Here is a 19,052-nt window from a genome sequence, read left to right as displayed (position 1 = left end):
TCACAGGCCCATGAGCTTGGCGGCGAGGTCGCGCATGACCTCGTTGGCACCGCCGCCGATGCCGAGGATGCGCACGTCGCGGTAGTGCCGCTCGACCTCGGTCTCGCGCATGTAGCCCATGCCGCCGAAGATCTGTACGGCCTCGGTCGCGACGTATTCGGCACAGGCGACAGCCTGGTCCTTGGCGATCACAGCGTCGAGGATCATCGACGTGTCGGACTTCGACGCGGTGACCGAGCGCTCGACAGCGGCGCGAGTCAGGGCGCGGGCCGCCGCAGTGCGGGCGTGCATGTCGACGAGCTTGTGCCGGATGACCTGGCGCGTCGACAGCGGCTTGCCGAAGGTGTCGCGCTCCTTGGCGTACTCGGTCGCCAGGTCGAGGCAGCGCTGCGCGGTCGCGTAGCCGCAGATGGCGAGCCAGAGCCGCTCGCTGACGAATTGCTGTGCGATCTGGTAAAAGCCGGTGTTCTCCTCCCCGACGAGGTTCTCGGCGGGGACCCGCACGTCGTCGAAGGAGAGTTCGGCGGTATCGGAACAGTGCCAGCCCATTTTGCGCAGGCTGCGGCTGACGGTGAATCCGGGCGTGTCCTTGTCGATGACGAGCAGGCTCACGCCGCCGTGACCCTCGCCACCGGTACGCACCGCAGTGGTAACGAAGTCGGCCCGGACCCCGGACGTGATGAAGATCTTCGAGCCGTTGACGACGTAGTGATCGCCGTCGCGCACTGCGCGGGTGCGGATGCCGGCCACGTCGGAGCCGCCACCGGGTTCGGTGATGGCCAGCGAGCCGATCAGGTCGCCGGCCAGTGTCGGGCGGACGTAGCGGTCGATCAGGTCGGCGTTGCCGGAATCGACGATGTGCGGCAGGGCGATGCCGTGGGTGAACAGGCTGGCCTGCACGCCACCCGACCCGCCGCCGAGGAGAGTCGCCTCGGTCGCGATGGCGACGTCGATCGTATCGCCGCCGACCCCGCCGACTTCCTCGGGGAAGCCGATCGCGAGGAAGCCCGCGTCGGCGGTCTGCTTGTGCAGCTCGCGCGGCAGGAGGCCGTCGTCCTCCCACTGGGGAAGGTGCGGAGCGATCTCGGTCTGCGTGAAGGCGGTGACGGCTTGCCGCAGTGCCAGTCGCTCGGGGGTGTTCCAGGGGTTCATTTCTGCTCCAGAAGTTCGGCGGGGATTCGGGCGACGCGGGCGCGCAGCCACTCACCGACGGCCTTGGCCTGAGGATCGAGACGGGTCGATGACGCGACACCTTCCCCGAGCAGGCCGTACATGATGATGTTGATTCCGGCGAGGTTGGGTAGCGGATACACCTCGACGTCGAGGCCAGTGGCCTCCGGCAGCAGTTCACGCACCCGGTCGGGCGTCAACTCGGCGGCCAGCCACGCGAACGCCTCGGCCCTCCGGGCATGGCCGGCCGGCACCCACACCCCGATGTTGGCGTTGCCGCCCTTGTCCCCTGACCGCGCGTGCACCAGCTCCCCCAGCGGAACCGCCCGGGTCTCCGCCCGCTCCCCCAGATTTGCTGCCGTATCCACCGTTTCGCTGGACTCATTCGGTGGACCGGGCGGCACATCGGGCGGGAAGGGGGCCACGTTCGGCGGGGGAGCGATGTCGATGCGGGAGCCGTCGGGGAGAACCACGGTGTGCGATACCTCGGCCTGCGGCAGGTAGTCGGCGCGGTAGACGCCGTAGGGCTTGCCCGGCTCGGGCATCGACATCATGTAGAAGCCCGGATACGACGCGAGCGCGATCTGAACCGCCGCGTCGCTGAAGTTCCGCCCCACCGGCTCGGCTTGGGTGCTGCGTACATGGCAGTGCAGGACCGACGTGCCGTGCGCCTGTGTCTGCGGATCGGCGACGGCGGTGTCCTCGAACTGCCACTCGACCTCGTCCGGCGGATTGAGCGCCAGCGCGGACTCCATCTGCGCTCGCGCCCACGCCGCCTTCGCTTCGATGTCGAGGCCGGTCAGGTAGAACGAGGCCTTGTTGCGGAATCCACTGAAGAAGTTGAGGCAGACCTTCGTGTCGACCGGCGGAGTGGAGCCGCGCACGCCGCTGATGCGCACCCGGTCCCCGGCTTCCTGGGTCAGTTCGATGGTGTCGAGGTGCGTCACGACATCGGGGTTGGCGTACACGGTGCTCTGGATCTCGTACACGAGTTGGGCGGTCACCGTGTCGACCGTGACCGCGCCGCCGTGACCTGCGTGCTTGGTGATGACGCAGGAGCCGTCGGCGTCGATTTCTGCGATGGGGAAGCCGAGCGGAGTGCCGAGGTCGAGGAGGCCCCTTTCGCTCAGGTCCGCGAATCCGCTGAAATTGCCGCCGGTGGCCTGGGTGCCGCACTCGATGACGTGACCGGCGACGACGGCCCCGGCGAGTGCGTCGAGGTCGTCGCGGCCCCAGCCGTGGGCGTGGATCGCCGGCCCGACGACGACCGAGGCGTCGGTGACGCGCCCGGTCACGACGATGTCGGCTCCGGCGTCCAGGGCGGCGGCGATGCCGAAAGCGCCGAGGTAGGCATTGGCGGTCAACGCGCCCGTGAAGCGGCTGCGGACGTCGTCGCCTTCGACATGGGCGACGGCGACGTCGATGCCCTGTTCGGCAGCGACCTCGCGAAGTTTGCCGGCCAGGCCCGCCGGGTTCAGACCCCCGGCGTTGGTCACGATCCGCACGCCCTTGTCCTTGGCCAGGGCGAGACAGTCGGCGACCTGGCGGACGAAGGTGCGCGCGTATCCGAGGTTCGGGTCTTTGAGTTGCTGCCCGCCGAGGATGAGCATGGTCAGCTCAGCGAGGTAGTCGCCGGTCAGGTAGTCGAGGTCGCCGCCCTCCAGCATCTCCCGCATCGCGGAGGGCCGGTCGCCGAGGTAGCCCGAGCAGTTGCCGATCCGAATCGTCACCCTGGCATGGTGCCCGCTGAAGAACAAACAGTCAACCTTGCTTGTTTTCGGACGGCCTCGGGTTCCTCGGGCAACTGCGGCGGATTTGGCCCGGAATGGGGCGTCGCGTAGGCTGGACGGGTTGCCCGTCGGGCGGCACCTCCTGCCACGGATGGTCCGTGGCCGTTCAGACCGAAGGAGGACGCACGTGTCGTTGCGTCATTACGAAGTCATGGTCATCCTCGACCCGAGCCTCGACGAGCGCACGGTCGCTCCGAGCCTCGACACCTACCTCAACGTGATCCGCTCCGAGGGCGGCAGCGTCGAGAACGTCGACGTGTGGGGCAAGCGCCGCCTCGCCTACGAGATCGGCAAGCTTTCCGAGGGCATCTACGCCGTGCTCGACCTGCAGGCCACCCCGGCCGCCGTCGCCGAACTCGACCGTCAGCTGGGCCTCAACGAGTCCGTCGTCCGCACGAAGGTCCAGCGGGCCGACGCTGCGTGATCGCCGGCCCGCGCCGACCGCACTGTGGAAAACATGCTTCGCATGTCGGACCGGTGCTGTTGACTCGGGCATGACGACCCCTCGAAGGAAGTAGGCACTCTCATGGCAGGCGAAACCACCATCACGCTGGTCGGCAATCTGACCCGCGACCCGGAACTGCGCTTCACCCCTGCGGGTGCGGCCGTCGCCGACTTCACGGTCGCCTCGACGGCACGCACCTTCGACCGGCAGACCGGTGAGTGGAAGGACGGCGACACGCTGTTCATCCGCTGCTCGGCTTGGCGCCAGCTCGCCGAGAACGTCGCCGGTTCGCTCACGAAGGGCACGCGGGTCATCGTGACCGGCGCGCTCAAGGTGCGCGAGTACGAGCGTCAGGACGGCGGACGCGGCACCAGCGTCGAGATGACCGTCGACGAGGTCGGCCCCTCGCTGCGCAACGCCACCGTCCAGGTGCAGCGCATGTCCCGAGGTGTCGGCAACGGTGGCGGCGGTTTCGGCGGTGGCGCTCCGGCGGCCCCCGCCGGCGGTAACGACCCGTGGGGCGGCGGCCAGTCGTCGGCTCCCGCAGGCGGCGGTGCCGCGCAGGCCAGCGACCCCTGGGGAGGCGGCGGCTCTGCCGAGCCGCCGTTCTGATCCCCCTTTACACCCTTTCTCGTACGAAACAGGAGCATCATGGCTAAGCCCGTTGTCCGGAAGCCGAAGAAGAAGAGCAACCCGCTCTCGGCCGCCGGCGTCACCACGATCGACTACAAGGACACTGCGCTGCTGCGCAAGTTCATCTCCGACCGCGGCAAGATCCGCGCTCGCCGCGTCACCGGCGTCTCCGTCCAGGAGCAGCGCCAGATCGCCAAGGCGATCAAGAACGCGCGCGAGATGGCGCTGCTGCCCTACACCTCCAGCGGTCGCTGAGAAGGAGAATCTGATGAAGCTCATCCTCACTCACGAGGTCAGCAACCTCGGTGCCCCCGGCGACATCGTCGAGGTCAAGGACGGCTACGGCCGCAACTTCCTGCTGCCGCGTAACTTCGCGATCCGCTGGAGCAAGGGCGCGGCCAAGCAGGTCGAGTCGATCAAGGCCGCCCGCGCCGCCCGCGCGATCCACGACCTCGACGACGCCAAGGCCCTGGCCGGCAAGCTCGAGGCCGCGCCGATCAACGTGCCGGTGCGCGCCGGTGAGGGCGGCCGCCTCTTCGGTGCCGTCACGGTCGCCGACATCGCCGCCGCGCTGGAGGAGGCCGCCGGTGCGGTCGACAAGCGCCGTATCGAGGTCGGCAACCCGATCAAGTCCCTCGGTGCTCACACCGTGAGCGTGCGCGTTCACCCCGAGGTCACGGCCTCGGTCAAGCTGAACGTGGTCGCCTCGAAATAAGAGGTTGTGCGGGTAGGACTCGCTGGCTGAGGTGCGTAGGCCGCTTGCGGCCGGAGTGGGGCACCTCCCGCTTGCGGGGGACAATGACCGGCCACTCGAAGGCCCGGATCGCTGCGGCGATCCGGGCCTTTGCCGTGTCTGGCCGGGCCACAGGTTGAGATGACGGTCACAGGCCGTAGCCAACCGGCGTTCTGTGCGTTTGTATGAAACGGGGGCTGAGCATTGCCTTACCTACATCATGTCCGCACCGTGTGCGTCCGAGGAGTCCGTCGTGTCAGAGCAGAGCGCCGTTGCCGGTGACCCCATTGTCGTCGCCGAGCACCTGCACAAGACCTTCACCGGTCCTGCGGGTGAGCCGGTCGTGGCGCTCGACGACGTCTCCCTGCAGGTAGGGGGGGGCGAGATGGCCGTCGTCATGGGTCCGTCCGGTGCCGGCAAGTCGACCCTGCTGCAGGTGCTCGCGGGCCTGGATCGCCCTGATTCGGGCACGGTCCGCATCGGCGGCGACGACATCACCCGCTGGGGCGACCGCCGCCTGGCCCAGTTGCGCCGCCGCCGCCTCGGCTTCGTCTTCCAGTCCTTCAACCTCGTCGACAGCCTCACCGCGCGCGAGAACATCGCGCTGCCGGTCGAGATCGACGGCGATCACGTCGATACCGACCGGCTGGAGGCCCTGGCCGACTCCCTCGGCATCGTCGACCGTCTCGACCACCTGCCCGGCCAGCTGTCCGGCGGCCAGCAGCAGCGCGTCGCCGTGGCGCGGGCGCTGTTCGCCGATCCGGACGTCGTCTTCGCCGACGAGCCGACTGGTGCCCTCGACGAGGAATCCGCGCAACATCTCACCGAGATTCTGCTCCAGGTCGCGCACGACCACGGCCATGCCGTCGTCGCGGTCAGCCACGATCCGAACCTGGCCGCCCGAGGTGACGCCGTGTACCGGCTCGCCGCCGGCCGGCTCGACCGAGTTGCCGTCGCGGCAGCCCTCTGACGTCATGGCCGCACGCAACGCACTGCGCACGATGAGCGGCCTGCGCCGCCTCGCCGTCGCCGAGGGACGCCGTCGCCCAGGCCGCATCGTCGTCACCGTCCTCACGGTCGCCCTCGGTGCGGGCACCCTGACGACCGCCCTCATCCTCGGCGACAGCGCCGAGTCGGCGATCAACGACGGTGCCGCCGTCGAGATGCAGAACGTCGATATCGTGATGCGTTCGGAGATCGCTGCGGCCCGCGAGAGCGCGCAGACCCTGCTCGGCGCGGCCTCGACCGACATCACCCCCGACCAGGTGAACGCCGTCGGCCAGGTCCCGCAGGTGCAGAGCGTCGGCACCCTCGTCCGTGCCTCGGCCGTCGCCCGCACCGGCGACATCAACCGGGGTATCAGCATCGAGTCGCTGGCCAGCGTGCCCACATTCCAGTGGCAGCGCTGGGCTGCGGGCCGCCCGCCGGCCAAGAGCACCGAGATCGCCCTGACGCAGCACACCCTCGACGAGATGCGCATCGGTATGGGCGATCAGGTCCAGATCGGCCACCCCGGCGTCGGCTACGCCAACTTCACCGTGGTCGGCATTATCGATACCCGCGGTTCGCTCAGCCGCCAGAGTTCCGCCTACGGCATCGTTACCGAGACGGTCGCGCGGTCGCTGGCCGGTATCGAGGGTGTCAACACGCTGCTGGTCGATGTGCGCGACGGCGGCGACGTCGGCAAGGCCATCGACGGCATATACGCAGTCGCCCCGGTCGGTTGGGCGCAGAGCACCGCCGATCTCGTCGACAACGCCATGAGTTTCCAGGGCGGCCGGGTCAAGGCGCTCGGTACCGTCGTCGCCGTACTCGCGGCCGTCTCCTGCCTGGTCGCGGCGATCACCTCGGCCACCACCACGGCCGCAGGCCTGGCCACACGCCGCCGCACCTGGGCGCTGGCCCGCTGCATCGGTGCCGGCCGCGGCCATGTGGCGGGGCTGGTGGCCGCCGAGGCGTTCGTCCTGGCCGCCGTCGGCGCGCTGGTCGGCGTGTTCGGCGGCCTGCTCGCCTCCCGCCTGGCGCTGCCGGTCGTCGGGCTGATCCCCGGCCTGCCCGAACTGCAGAGTTCCTCGTTCACGGTGAACCCGTCGTCGCTGATCGTCCCGGTGCTCGTCGCGGTCGGCCTGGCGCTGGCCGGCGCGGTGGTGCCGGCGGTGCTCGCGGCCCGCATCGCCCCGTCGATGGCCCTGCGCTCGATGCCGCCGGGCCGGCGCCGCTCGGGCGCGCTGGCGCTCGTGGCGGCCGTGGTGCTGACTGCCCTCGGTGCTGTCGCCGCCTTCGTCGGTGCCGAGGATGCCTCGGTGCCGGTCGTCCTCGCGGGCGTCGCCGTCATCGTCCTCGCGGCCGGCGCGTTGCTCTCGCCTCTGCTCAAGGTCGGTGCCGGCGCGCTGGCTTCCGTCCTGAAGTCCGCGCCGGTCAAGCTCGGCCTGCGCGATGTCGTGCAGCGACCGCGCGCCGCAGCCATCGAGGGCGTTGCCGTGGCCCTGGCGGTCGGCATGATCGCGATGTCGTGGGTGGCGCTCGCGTCGGTGCAGGAGACCACCTCGGCCCGTCTGTCGAAATCGCCGCTGCCCGATCTGACCATCGGCGCCCCCGAAGGCTCCGGCGTCATCGAGAAGTCCACCCTCAAAGACCTGCGCAAGATCGACGGCGTCGCCGAGGCCGTCGGCCTGGAGTTCGGCGTCGACGTGACGGTCGAGGGCGAAGGCGAGCGCAGCCACGTATCGCTGGCCACCGGCACTGTGGCCGTCGACCCGCACGAGCTCGACGCAGTGCTGCCGGACGGCTTCCCGGTCAGCGAACTCCGCGACGACACCGTGTACCTGCCGACCGTGGCCTTCCCGCCGTTCCCGGACGGTACGCGGGTCACGCTGAGCGGTCCGGACGGACAGGTCGGCGACCTCGCGGTCCAGTACGTCAAGGGCCTCGAACTGCCCGCCGTCGTCAGCTCGGCGACCCTGTCGAAGGTCACCGGCGAGCGCGAGACGCGGGTCATCTGGCTGGCGCTCGATTCCGGAGTGGACCGGGTGCTCGTCGCCGACGAGATCACCGGCGTCGCCATCCTCGCCGGCCAGCTGCCGGTCTCCGGCCCCGTCATCACCGACATCAAGATCACCGAGGCGCTGAGCACCGCCCGCTCGGCGGCTGTGGCGATCCTCGCGGTCGCGGCGCTCGTGGCCGCCATCGGCGCGGCCGTCACCGCCTCGCTGTCGGTCGCCGACCGGGCGCGCGAACACGCGATGCTGCGCGCCATCGGCCTGCCGCGCACCGCGCTCGGCCGCCTGCTGGCCAGCCGCGTGCTGTTCATTGCCGCGACCTCGGCGCTGGTCGGCCTGGTGGCCGGCGCGCTCGCGGGCATCGCGGCCAGCCGCATCATCGCGGTCGGACTCGGGTTGGACCCGAAGACCGACCCGGCGCTGCTCCCTGTCTTGGTGATCGGTGCGATCACCGTGCTTCTCGTGCGTTCTGCGGCGCTGTTGCCGATGGAACGCGCCTCGTATGTTCGGCCCGCCCGTGCTCTGGCGCGGGCATGAGGAGGATCTGATGAACAAACCAGCCGCTGTCGCCGCCGTCGCCCTGACGGCCCTGAGCCTCGGACCGGGCATCGCCTCGGCCTCGGCCGCCGAGGAAGACTTCATTTCCGGCGGTTTCACCTGTGGGAACTCGACCATCGACGTGGCCGTGGCGCTTCCGGCGGTGCCGACGTCGGTCTCGCCGGGCGAGACCGTCGACCTCGACGGCACCATGCGGGTCACCTTCGTTCCCGACGCGCTCACGGGCCTGACCGCGTCGACCGTCCAGATCGTCTCCTCGACGTTCTTCGTCGAGTCGCACCTAGGGTCGTCGACGGAAGCGTTGAAGCCTTCCGAGATCGTCGGTGACGTGGCAGCAGTCACTCGGCCCGACCCCGTGACGGGTCAGGCACCGGTCGTTGTCGAAGCGCCGCTCGATCTACCGGCGTTCACCGTTGCGAGCACCGCAAGCGGCGTGATCGAGTTGACGTTGCCGTCCGATCCAGAGGTGTCCTTCGACGTCACCTTGCGCACCAACGGGGTGGTGCAGGAGTCCACGCTGACCTGTGCTGCGGATGACACCACGCAGGTCAGCGTGGCGGCGATCCCGATCGTGCCCGTCCCGGCGTTGGCCATCGCTAGCAGTTCGACGAGTGAGGACGTTGCCGAGGTGGACTCGGCGCTCGCCTCGGCCGACGCCGCCCTCTCCGGTGCTTCGTCGACGTCCGGGTCGCTGCTCGGCCCCTCCCTCGCGGCTGCTCCGGTCACTGAGGCCGTCGAGGCATCGGGCAGTTCGGTGTCGAAACTCTTCCCGGGTGTTCCCGCGCAGACACGCCTGGCAGGCATCCTCATCCCCGGCTGGCTCATCGTGCTGGCCGTCGCGATGATCCCGCTGGGGATCGTCGCTTATTCCCTCATGTTGCGCCAGCGGATCGCGCTCGCGCAGGCTTTGGCAAGGAGTGCATCGTGAAACGAACCGTCCCGACTCGTGGCCTGGCTGTCGGTGCGGCTGGTCTCTTGCTTGCGGCATCGGCCTTTGCACCGGCGACGGCCGCCGAACGCACCGCTGCGGCCACCGCACGCTACGACTGCGCCCTGAAGTTCGACGGCCAGGACGACACAGCTGCGGCTGGCCAGAAATACGCCGACGAGTCGGCTATGACCATGCAACTCCAGGTGCCGACCGTGGTCTCGCCGGGCCAGGTCGTCTCGCTGCGCGGTACGGCTGCCCTGCAACTCTCCGAGGAGATGGACATGGCCGAGGGGTACCTGTCCACCGTGGAGGGGTACTCCGACACGCTCTCGGTCGCCGTCACGGTCAACGGCAAGACCTTCACGCACCGGGCGAACCGCTGGCAGACCGGCAAGACGGCGCTCAAGTCGCCGTTCGTCGTCAAGGGCGGGGTGACCTTCCCGACCTTCACCGTCCCGGCGAACGCTGTCGGCAGCATCAAGATCGCCCTGCCGCAGAACAACGTGGTCGACACCCCGCTGTACCCGGAGTACTCCGATGTCAAGACGGTCGCCTTCACCGCTCGGGCGACCGCTTCGGGGTCCATGGGCACGTACAACTACGACGTCGCCTGCTACCAGCCGACGCCCACCGCTGGTGTCATTGCCGAGATCCCGGTGGCGTCGGCCGGATCGGCGGCGACGGGTAACTCGGGTAAGAGTAGTTCGGGAGGATCGGGCAGCACCGGTTCTGGTTCGGCGGCCGCGTCGGGCAGCGCGAGCGATCCGCTGGCGGACCCGTTCGCTGCTGCGTTGACCGAGGGCGATGACGTGCTGAGTGCCGACGAGCAGGCCGCTGCGCAGCAGACGGCGCAGCAGAATGCCGTGCAGGGCGTCTACATGCCCGCATGGGCGCTGATCCTCCTGGGTGCTGTCGCCACCGGCGCAGCCTGCGGATACGCGCTGCTGACGCGCTACCGCCTCGGCATCCTCCGCGCCGCGCTCGACGAGTGATCCGTGTGACCCCGCGACCGCAGGCGGAGGCCGGTGCGGAAAGATCGGCCGAATGAACTACGGCAGGCCCCATGCATCCTTGGCTGCGGCGCTCGCCGTGCTGGTGATGCTGCCTGCGTGCGTCGGCGGTGACGACGACGTGTTCACCGCCGAGCGGGCGGATGTACGCGACGGAGGCACCCTGCACCTGGCGCTGGAGGCGATGCCGTCGACGTTCAATCCGTGGGCGGCACCAGTCGGCGACACCATTGACACGGTGCTGGAGCCGACCCACGGCAGCGCGGTGGCGCTGGCCGACGACGGCTCGTGGACGGTCGACGAACGGTATGCCTCGGCGGTCGAGGTGCAGTCAGCCGACCCGCTCGTCGTGGCCGTCACGCTCAATCCCGAGGCCGTGTGGTCCGACGGCAGTTCCATCGACGCCGCCGATATGCAGGCGTTCGCCGCCGCGCAGGTCGGTGCCGCCGGGCAGGTACCGGCGCACGACGCACGGTGGTCGTCCGTCGCCGGGGTCGATCCAGGTGCCGACGAGTGGTCCTACACCGTCCGGTTCACCGTGCCGACGCCCGACTGGCCCGCGCTGATCTATCCCGGCCTGCCCGCCGAGGCGACGACGGCCGATGCCTACAACGGATTCACCGACGCCGCGCCGCCGGCCAACGGGCCGTTCGTCGTCGCCGAGATCGACCGGGCCGCCGGCCGGGTGCGGCTGGCCCGCAACCCGCAGTGGTGGGGTCCCCAGCCCGCCCTCAGCGCCATCGAGTACCGGGTGATCGACCCGGCCGCGCAGGCCGAGGCGTTCGCCGACGGCGACCTGGACGCCCTGGAGATCGCCCCCGCTGGCATCGACGATGCCACCGACAACGGCGCGAAGGTGTCGGTGGCCCCCGGCAACGAGTGGAGCCAGCTCACCATGAACGCCGCCCGCGGGCCGCTGGCCTCCTCGGTGGTGCGGCAGGCGGTCGCCCTGGCCGTCGACCGGGGATCGGTGGTGAAGGCGGCCGGCTCCAAGGCCGAGACCGCCGGGAGCCTGGTCAGGGTGCCCGGCCAGGACGGCTACACCGACACCGCAGGCGAGGTGCTGCACCGCGACACCGAGCAGGCGCGTAGCCTGCTGGTCTCGGCCGGCTACGTCGAGTCCGGCGACGGGTGGACGGGTGCCGACGGTGCCCCCCTGACGCTGCGGCTGCCGGTTCCCGAGGGCAACGCCTCGGCGAAGACGCGGGCCGACTCCATCGCCGGGGACCTGGCCGAGATCGGCATTCAGGTGACGGTCGAGCCGCGTCCGGCGGCGGCGTTCTTCACCGAGGTCGTCGTGCCGCTGGACTTCGACCTGGTGACCTTCTTGTGGTCGGCCGACCCGTTCGACACGACCGGGGCCGTGGCGCGCGTGCAGCCGGTCGACAGCCCGCTCAACTTCACCGGCTTAGCCGACCCGGCGGTCGCTGCGGCAGCTCAGGCGCTGGTTCGCGCGAGCACCGACCCGACGGCGTTCGCGGCCGCAGCCGTCGCCTTCGACACTGCGGTGTTGAACACCTTCGTCGTCGTTCCGCTGGCGGTCGAACCGCGGGCGCTGATGCTGGGCGACGATGTGGTCAACCTTGTTGCGCGGCGCTTCGGATCACCCGACTGGACCACTGTCGGCTTCCGCGCCTGATCGGGGCTGGCGGGGTCATTTCGAGACTCGGGCGCGGAGTGCCCTCGCACCTCAATGACCGAGTGGAGCGGGAGCCGGATCCCCCGAAAAGTCCCCGTCCGGCGTGTCGTATCGACATGTCTATCAACGGGTGAAGGCTGGGGTGAATATTTTTTCTTTCCACATAAGGGGACCGAGTTTGCGCAGGTCAGAAGGTGCTCGATCAACAATCCACAGTGGTTATCCCCATGTTGTTCCCTTGTCTATGCACCGAACGCTCGGCGATTCGCACAGGCGATGCACGGTTATACACAGGGCCTAGGGATAACGGTTGCGCAGCCTCTCGACCCAGGCACTCGCGCCGCCTAGTGTGGGCGCTCGTGCCGTCGTTTGTGTCGGTGCCGGCCTCTAGCCTGAACGGCGTCCGGCCCGGTGCGAGGAGAAGGGAACCTGCCGCGTGAGTATCACCGAGATGTACCCTGCCGATTCGGTCGATGAGGTCGCCGGCGGGCCGGGCCGCGTGCCGCCGCAGGACATCGCCGCCGAGCAGAGCGTCCTCGGTGCCATGCTGCTCAGCAAGAACGCCATCGACCCGGCGACCGACCTCGTTCAGGCTCGCGACTTCTACCGGCCGGTTCACGAGCAGATCTTCGAGGTCATCGTCGACCTGCACGGCCGCGGGGAGCCGGCCGACGCGATCACGGTGGCCGCCGAGTTGCAGCGCCGCGGTGACCTGGTGCGTATCGGTGGCGCGCCCTATTTGCACACCCTCGTCGCGGGTGTCCCCACCGCCGCGAGCGTCAACTACTACGCCGAGATCGTCCACGAGAAGGCGGTGTTGCGCCGCTTGGTCGAGGTCGGCACCCGCATCCAGCAGATCGGCTACGAGCAGACCGGCGAGATCGCCGAGCTGGTCGACCAGGCGCAGGCGGCCGTCCACGACATCGACAGCGGCCGGGCCGACGACGACTACAAGTCGATGGCGCAGCTCATGCCCGACGCCATCCAGGAGATCGAGGACATCGCCTCGCGCGACGGCGAGATGGCCGGCATCGAGTCCGGCTTCCCCGATCTCGACACCTACACCACGGGCTTTCGCCCCGGCCAGATGATCGTCGTCGCCGCGCGTCCCGGTGTCGGCAAGTCGACCATCGGGCTGGACTTCGTGCGGGCGGCGGCCATTCGCGGTAATACCCCGTGCGCGATCTTCTCGCTGGAGATGACGGCCGCCGAGATCGCGATGCGCCTGTTGTCGGCCGAGGCGAAGGTGTCCATCGGTCACATGCGCGGCGGTACGGTCAACAAGTTCGACTGGGACGCCATCAGCCGCACGATGCCGAGCGTTATGGGCGCCCCCATCGTCATCGACGACTCGCCCAATATGACGATGCCGCAGATCCGGTCCAAGGCGCGCCGCATCCAGAAGGATCACGGCCTGGGCTTCGTCGTCATCGACTACTTGCAGCTGATGACTTCGGGCAAGCGGGTCGAGAACCGCCAGGTCGAGGTCTCGGAGTTCAGCCGGCAGATCAAGCTGCTGGCCAAGGAGCTGGAGGTGCCCATCGTGGCCATCAGCCAGCTGAACCGTGGTTCGGAGCAGCGCACCGACAAGACCCCGCAGCTGTCGGACCTGCGCGAGTCCGGTTCCATCGAGCAGGACGCCGACATGGTCATGCTGCTGCACCGGCCCGATATGCACGGCAGCGGCGAGTCCGACCGTCCCGGCGAGGCCGACATCATCGTGGCCAAGAACCGCTCCGGCCCGGCCGGTGTCAAGGTTGCGGTCACCTTTCAGGGGCACTACTCGCGCTTCACGCCGATGGCGCGCGACGTCGAGACCCCGCCCCCCGGCGGCGCAGCCGCCGGCGATTTCTTCTGACCACCGCAGCAGGCCCCTGAGGTGCGACGAGGAACGAGTCCCCAAGAACTCCGCTGCGCTCCGTTCAGGGAGGTGCCCCCAGGCTCGAAGGGATCCGCCGCAGTAGGCGCACCCTTCGAGGCTCGGCCGCGAACGGCCTCGCACCTCGGGGACCGGCCGACGGCACGAATAAACCAGCGGTTCGCTAGAATCATGTACATGACGACGCTGCCCTTGGCCGAGGCGCGAGCCAACCTGTCCAGGCTCATCGAGTCGGCGGTCACGACCCACGAGCGCTTCGATGTCACGCGCAACGGAGACCGCGTGGCGGTGCTGCTCGCGGCAGACGATTTCGACTCCCTGCTGGAGACCGTCGACATCCTGAGCCGCCCCGAGGAGATCGAGGCCATCCGGGCCGGACTGGACGATCTGCGGACGGGACATATGTCGAGCGAGGACGAGGTCAGGCTGGCGCTCGTGGCGCGAGGTGCGTTGACGGAGTGAGGGACCGTTTTGAGATCGTCTTCACACGCGGCGCTCGGCGGGCGTTGGAGGCCGAGCTTCCCGAATCGGTGGCCGCCGCAGTCTTCACTTTCATCACCGGGGCACTGCGGGACAACCCGCACCGGGTCGGCAAGCCACTGCGCGAGCCGTTGAACCCCTTGTACGCGGCCCGGCGCGGAGATTACCGCGTGATCTATCGGATCCAGGAACAACGCCTGGTGATCGAGGTCGTCTCTATCCGACATCGCCGGGACGCCTACCGCAGGTAATGCCGGTGCGCCGGCAGGGGTCGAGAAGTCGGCGCCGAGCTAAGAGGTTGTGCGGATAGGCGGAACCCGGTCATTGAGGTGCGCCCTTCGAGGCTGGGGGCACCTCCCTGAACGGAGCGCAGCGGAGTTCTTGGGGGACTCGTTCCTCGTCGCACCTCAGGACCCGGCTCCGACCGCTTGCGGCCTACGCACCTCAGCCAGCGCCCATCAGCATCCCCTACGGGTGGGGGGCTGTGGCGGGTTGGAGGGACCAGGGTTCGAGGTGGTCGTAGCCCTTGACGGCGGCGCGGGGGGCACGTTTGAGCCGGAAGCGCGGGTCGCCCTTCAGCAGCCCGGCCAGTTCGGCGTCCACGAGCACGCGCCCCGGCCGGGCGATGGAGGTCAGCCGCGCCGCGATGTTCACCACCGGGCCGAACACGTCGCCCAGCCGGGGCAGCACCGGCCCATAGGCCGACCCGATCCGCACCTCCGGCTCGTGGGCCGTGGTCAGGGCGAGCGCGACCTCGGCGGCGGCCAGCGGATCATCGAGTGTGTACAACACCTCGTCGCCGATGGTCTTGATGACCCGGCCTCCGGCCTCGACGACCAGTTCCGACGTCACCTGCTCGAAGGTCTCGATCACCGTGGCCAGTTCGGTGGTGCTCAGCCGACGGCTCATCGTGGTGTAGCCGACGATGTCGACGAAGCCCACGGCCATCGGTCGTGTCTCGTCGTCGGCCGCGCGGTGCAGCAGTAGCCGACCGGTCGCGTCGAGCAGGTGCCGACGCCAGATGTACGTCTGTAGGCGACCGACGATCTCGGCTATCTCGGCCAGCGATTCCAACGTCAGGCCGGAGCCGGTGGCCCCGTCGAGCAGCAGCGCGCTCTGCCAGTCGGCCAGCCGCGCGAAGGACGACCCCATGCTCCGCACCAGCGCCGGCAGGAGCGCCGCGTCCAGGCCATGCTGCTCGGTCAGGGCGCGCACCGCGCACAGTGCCTCGACGTCGGCGTCGGTGAAGGCCGCCAGGTCGTCGTCGGCCTCGGCGAACCCCAGGGCGCGCCACAACGCCTTGGCTTCGTCGAGGGACAGCCCGGCCCGGTCGACGACCTCACGCCGGTTCAAGTGCGGGTCTTGGCCGAGCAAGATCGACCCGGCCACCTGCACGAGGATGGCCGGGTCGAGGGAGATTGGATCGTCAGTCACTCGCCAGGCGCTCGGCGGCGGCCTTCTCGAGCGCGTCGGCGAAGGTCGGGTTCTCGGCGACCAGGCCGGCAATGGCCTCGTCGGTGAAGTGCAGCGCCTTCAGCGGGGTCAGCGCGAACACCGAGGCGCTGCGCAGCTTGTTGTTGACCAGCGCGATCTCGCCGATGACCGAGCCGGGACCCAACTCGGCGATGTCGGTGTTGTCCTTACGGATCACGACCTCGCCGGCCAAGATGATGTACGCCTTGTCGGCCGGGGTGTTCTCCCACATGAGCGACCAGCGAGCCGGCACGTTGACGACGGTGCCGTGGCTTGCGAGGGCCGTGATCGTCGTGTCGTCGAAATCCGTGACCGACTTCAGATCTTCGACGATCTGCGGGTCGAGCTTCGCCATTGCTGTTCCTCTCGTTGCCGCGTCCGCGCGGACACGGTGGGGCCTAGTCCCTCCCCGCGGCGATCTTGTCATCCTGGCCGGTGGCTGTCCAGCGTTCCTGCTCTTCGGAGTGCGCATTGTGCGCCGCTAACCGTTACGCTCGTCGGCGTGATGAGCAGCGACAGCCTGGCCGAGGCCCACGACATCGGCGGACTCGCCGGTTTCATGGTCGACCTGATGGACCGGATGGGCCTGTGGGGGGTCGGCATCGCGGTCGGCCTGGACAACCTGTTCCCGCCGATCCCCAGCGAGATCGTGCTGCCGCTGGCGGGCTTCACGGCCGGCCAGGAGAGGTTCTCGCTGGCGGGCGTGCTGTTCGCCACCACCGCCGGATCGGTGATCGGCGCGGCGATCCTGTACTGGCTCGGCCGCGCGTTCGGCCGGGAGCGGGCCGTCTGGGTCTTCGACAGGACACCGCTGCTCAAGGTCTCCGACCTGGAGAAGACCGAGGCATGGTTCGCCAAGCATGGTGGCAAGGCGGTGTTCTTCGGCCGTATGGTGCCGATCTTCCGCAGTCTCATCTCCCTGCCGGCGGGCGTGGAGAAGATGAACTTCGGATTGTTCCTCGCCCTGACCACCGCCGGGAGCCTGATCTGGAACTCGATCTTCGTCATCGCCGGTTACCGGCTCGGCGCGGACTGGGAGAAGGTCGAGCCGTATGCGGACCTGTTCCAGAAGGTCGTCATCGCGGCCGTTCTCGTCGTGGTGATCGGATTCGTCGTGATTCGCGTGCGCGAGCAGCGGCGCGAGCGCCGCGCGGGCGACGGCGTAGCCTGACCGCATGGCCGCCACCTTTGCCGTCTCCCGCGAGTTGACCATCGCCGCACCGCCGGAGCGGATCGCTCCCCTGCTGGCCGATCTGCGCGCCTGGCGGCAGTGGTCGCCCTGGGAGGAGATCGACCCGGACCTGCAGCGCACCTACTCCGGGGCGGAGTCCGGCGTGGGCGCGGAGTACCACTGGAAGGGCAACAAGAAGGCCGGTGAGGGGCACATGACCGTGACCGGCGTCGACGAGACCTCGGTCGAGGTGCGGGTCGACTTCCTCAAGCCCTTCACGTCCACCAATCAGACCCGCTTCGACCTGACGCCGACCGACGGCGGCACGCACGTCGTCTGGGCGATGACCGGACCCAGGCCGCTGTTCATGCGGCTGCTGAGCATTCTGATGAATCCCGAGAAGTTCATCGGCCCCGATCTTGAAAAGGGCCTGCGCCAGCTCGGCGAGACGGCATCGGCCTAGGGAAGTGCTGAATCCATTCGGGTTGTGTGCCGCCTGCCGGTCCCTGAGGTGCGAGGAGCTTGCGACGAGCCTCGAAGGGACTCAAACCGCAGCTCATTTCGAGGCTTCGCTCGTTCCTCGCTACGCACCTCAATGAGCGGTATCGACTTATGAATCAGCGGTTCCCTACTCTCGGGGGCATGGACGCATCAGGCATCATCGACCGGGTTCCGAAGCAGCTGTTCCTCGGCGGGCAATGGTGCGATGCCGTCGGCGGTGTGACCTTCGGGGTTGAGGACCCGGCGACCGGCGAACAGATCGCCCGCGTCGCCGACGCGACCGTCGCCGACGGAACCGCCGCGCTCGATGCCGCCGTGGCCGCACAGCCCGCCTGGGCGGCCACCGCGCCGCGTGATCGCGGCGAGATCCTGCGCCGCGCCTTCGAGATGGTGACCGCTCGTGCCGACGAACTCGCCGTGGTGATGACCTCCGAGATGGGCAAGCCGCTGGCCGAGAGCCGCGCCGAGATCGCCTATGGCGCGGAGTTCCTGCGCTGGTTCTCCGAGGAGGCCGTGCGCATCGCGGGTCGCTACTCGGTCGCCCCCAATGGCGCGACCCGGCTGCTGACGCTCAAGCAGCCGGTCGGGCCGTGCCTGGCCATCACGCCGTGGAACTTCCCGCTCGCGATGGGTACCCGCAAGATCGCCCCGGCCCTCGCGGCCGGCTGCACGATGGTCGTCAAGCCGGCGGGCCTGACCCCGCTGACGATGCTGTGGCTTGCCGGCGTCATGGCCGAGGCCGGGGTGCCGGACGGCGTGCTCAATGTCGTCACCACCGCGCACACCGGTGCCGTCATGGGGCCGCTCATCGCCGACCCCCGGCTGCGCAAACTGACCTTCACCGGCTCCACCGAGGTCGGCCGCTCCCTGGTCGAACAGAGCGCCCAGGGGCTGCTGCGCGTCTCGATGGAACTCGGCGGTAACGCCCCGTTCCTCGTGTTCGAGGACGCCGACCTCGACGCTGCGGTCGACGGCGCGATGCTCGCCAAGATGCGCAATACCGGCGAGGCCTGCACGGCGGCGAACCGGTTCATCGTCCACGAGTCCGTGGCCGATGAGTTCGCCCGCCGGCTCGCCCGGCGCATGGGCGCGCTGCGGGTCGGTCCCGGACTGGAGGACGGCGTCGAGGTCGGCCCGCTCGTCGACGCCGCGCAGCGTGACACCGTGGCCGCGCTCGTCGCCGACGCCGTGGCACAGGGCGCGACGGCGCTGTGCGGAGCGCGCGTGCCGGACGGGCCGGGCTGGTTCTACCCGCCGACGGTGCTGACCGGGGTCCCCGCCTCCGCACGGGTGCGCACCGAGGAGATCTTCGGGCCGGTCGCGCCGATCTTCTCCTTCGCCACCGAGGCCGAGGCGCTGGCCTTGGCCAACGACACCGAGTACGGGCTGGTGGCCTACGCCTTCACCCGCGACCACGCCCGGGTGGTGCGTGTGTACGAGGCGCTGGAGACCGGCATGGTGGGCATCAACCAGGGCATCGTGTCGAATCCAGCGGCCCCGTTCGGCGGGGTCAAGGCGTCCGGTTTCGGCCGCGAGGGCGGCACCGAGGGCATCGAGGAATACCTCGAGACCAAGTACGTCGGCCTGGCCCTGTAGGTGCTTGCTGAGGCGGGTAGGTCCCTTCGAGGCTCGTCGCAAGC

The 19,052-nt window shown here is 69.3% G+C and carries 19 protein-coding genes; 15 read left to right on the top strand and 4 right to left on the bottom strand.

Annotated elements, in window-relative coordinates:
- Together QM597_RS00920 and QM597_RS00915 are read right to left on the bottom strand one after the other, a co-directional pair.
- The gene (locus QM597_RS00920) at positions 1–1,152 is read right to left on the bottom strand and encodes an acyl-CoA dehydrogenase family protein (protein ID WP_415002997.1); all 1,152 of its coding nucleotides are present in this window, start codon (positions 1,150–1,152) and stop codon (positions 1–3) included.
- Positions 1,149–2,900 (bottom strand): acyclic terpene utilization AtuA family protein, encoded by a 1,752-nt coding sequence (locus QM597_RS00915; protein ID WP_415002996.1) that lies wholly within the window; start codon positions 2,898–2,900, stop codon positions 1,149–1,151. The genes QM597_RS00920 and QM597_RS00915 overlap by 4 nt, the downstream gene beginning before the upstream one ends.
- Positions 2,901–3,093: 193 nt before the next feature.
- On the opposite strand from QM597_RS00915, the gene rpsF reads away from it, so the two are divergent.
- The 12 genes from rpsF to QM597_RS00855 all read left to right on the top strand — a co-directional run bounded on the left by rpsF (position 3,094) and on the right by QM597_RS00855 (position 14,518).
- Positions 3,094–3,384 carry a 30S ribosomal protein S6 gene (gene rpsF / locus QM597_RS00910; protein ID WP_415003016.1) on the top strand — a complete coding sequence of 97 codons (291 nt, stop codon included), beginning with the start codon at positions 3,094–3,096 and terminating at the stop codon, positions 3,382–3,384.
- Positions 3,385–3,486: 102 nt separating this feature from the next.
- Positions 3,487–4,017, top strand: coding sequence for a single-stranded DNA-binding protein (locus QM597_RS00905; RefSeq protein ID WP_415002995.1), 531 nt, complete (start codon positions 3,487–3,489; stop codon positions 4,015–4,017).
- A 39-nt stretch (positions 4,018–4,056) separates the two neighbouring features.
- Positions 4,057–4,293, top strand: a complete 237-nt coding sequence (rpsR, locus tag QM597_RS00900) for a 30S ribosomal protein S18 (protein ID WP_415002994.1) — start codon at positions 4,057–4,059, stop codon at positions 4,291–4,293.
- Between the two features lie 13 nt (positions 4,294–4,306).
- A complete protein-coding gene (gene rplI / locus QM597_RS00895; RefSeq protein WP_415002993.1) occupies positions 4,307–4,753 on the top strand; it encodes a 50S ribosomal protein L9 in 447 nt (148 codons plus the stop codon).
- Positions 4,754–5,024: 271 nt separating this feature from the next.
- Positions 5,025–5,741 carry an ABC transporter ATP-binding protein gene (locus tag QM597_RS00890; RefSeq protein WP_415002992.1) on the top strand — a complete coding sequence of 239 codons (717 nt, stop codon included), beginning with the start codon at positions 5,025–5,027 and terminating at the stop codon, positions 5,739–5,741.
- A gap of 4 nt (positions 5,742–5,745) precedes the next feature.
- Positions 5,746–8,307 (top strand): FtsX-like permease family protein, encoded by a 2,562-nt coding sequence (locus QM597_RS00885; RefSeq protein WP_415002991.1) that lies wholly within the window; start codon positions 5,746–5,748, stop codon positions 8,305–8,307.
- A 10-nt stretch (positions 8,308–8,317) separates the two neighbouring features.
- Positions 8,318–9,256, top strand: a complete 939-nt coding sequence (locus QM597_RS00880; RefSeq protein ID WP_415002990.1) for a hypothetical protein — start codon at positions 8,318–8,320, stop codon at positions 9,254–9,256.
- A complete protein-coding gene (locus QM597_RS00875; RefSeq protein WP_415002989.1) occupies positions 9,253–10,251 on the top strand; it encodes a hypothetical protein in 999 nt (332 codons plus the stop codon). The genes QM597_RS00880 and QM597_RS00875 overlap by 4 nt, the downstream gene beginning before the upstream one ends.
- Positions 10,252–10,303: 52 nt before the next feature.
- Positions 10,304–11,908, top strand: coding sequence for an ABC transporter substrate-binding protein (locus tag QM597_RS00870; protein ID WP_415002988.1), 1,605 nt, complete (start codon positions 10,304–10,306; stop codon positions 11,906–11,908).
- A 436-nt stretch (positions 11,909–12,344) separates the two neighbouring features.
- On the top strand, positions 12,345–13,766 hold the full coding sequence (gene dnaB, locus QM597_RS00865; protein ID WP_415002987.1) for a replicative DNA helicase: 1,422 nt from the start codon (positions 12,345–12,347) through the stop codon (positions 13,764–13,766).
- Between the two features lie 198 nt (positions 13,767–13,964).
- Positions 13,965–14,249, top strand: a complete 285-nt coding sequence (locus QM597_RS00860) for a type II toxin-antitoxin system Phd/YefM family antitoxin (RefSeq protein ID WP_415002986.1) — start codon at positions 13,965–13,967, stop codon at positions 14,247–14,249.
- Positions 14,246–14,518 carry a type II toxin-antitoxin system RelE family toxin gene (locus QM597_RS00855; protein WP_415002985.1) on the top strand — a complete coding sequence of 91 codons (273 nt, stop codon included), beginning with the start codon at positions 14,246–14,248 and terminating at the stop codon, positions 14,516–14,518. Before QM597_RS00860 ends, QM597_RS00855 begins: the two co-directional genes overlap by 4 nt.
- A gap of 217 nt (positions 14,519–14,735) precedes the next feature.
- Here QM597_RS00855 and QM597_RS00850 read toward each other — a convergent pair whose 3' ends face one another.
- Positions 14,736–15,701: an adenylate/guanylate cyclase domain-containing protein gene (locus tag QM597_RS00850; RefSeq protein WP_415002984.1), complete on the bottom strand. Its 966-nt coding sequence runs from the start codon at positions 15,699–15,701 to the stop codon at positions 14,736–14,738.
- The gene (locus tag QM597_RS00845) at positions 15,694–16,095 is read right to left on the bottom strand and encodes a Crp/Fnr family transcriptional regulator (RefSeq protein ID WP_415002983.1); all 402 of its coding nucleotides are present in this window, start codon (positions 16,093–16,095) and stop codon (positions 15,694–15,696) included. The genes QM597_RS00850 and QM597_RS00845 overlap by 8 nt, the downstream gene beginning before the upstream one ends.
- 150 nt (positions 16,096–16,245) lie before the next feature.
- Here QM597_RS00845 and QM597_RS00840 point away from each other — a divergent pair, with 150 nt between their 5' ends.
- From QM597_RS00840 to QM597_RS00830, 3 genes are all read left to right on the top strand, one after another.
- Positions 16,246–16,911, top strand: coding sequence for a DedA family protein (locus tag QM597_RS00840; protein WP_415003015.1), 666 nt, complete (start codon positions 16,246–16,248; stop codon positions 16,909–16,911).
- A 4-nt stretch (positions 16,912–16,915) separates the two neighbouring features.
- The gene (locus QM597_RS00835; RefSeq protein WP_415002982.1) at positions 16,916–17,374 is read left to right on the top strand and encodes an SRPBCC family protein; all 459 of its coding nucleotides are present in this window, start codon (positions 16,916–16,918) and stop codon (positions 17,372–17,374) included.
- A 179-nt stretch (positions 17,375–17,553) separates the two neighbouring features.
- Positions 17,554–19,008 carry an NAD-dependent succinate-semialdehyde dehydrogenase gene (locus tag QM597_RS00830; RefSeq protein WP_415002981.1) on the top strand — a complete coding sequence of 485 codons (1,455 nt, stop codon included), beginning with the start codon at positions 17,554–17,556 and terminating at the stop codon, positions 19,006–19,008.
- Positions 19,009–19,052 lie beyond the last annotated feature (44 nt).

Source organism: Aeromicrobium sp. (genome assembly GCF_047607065.1).
Taxonomy (GTDB): domain Bacteria; phylum Actinomycetota; class Actinomycetes; order Propionibacteriales; family Nocardioidaceae; genus Aeromicrobium.
This window is presented reverse-complemented; position numbering and strand designations above follow the sequence as displayed.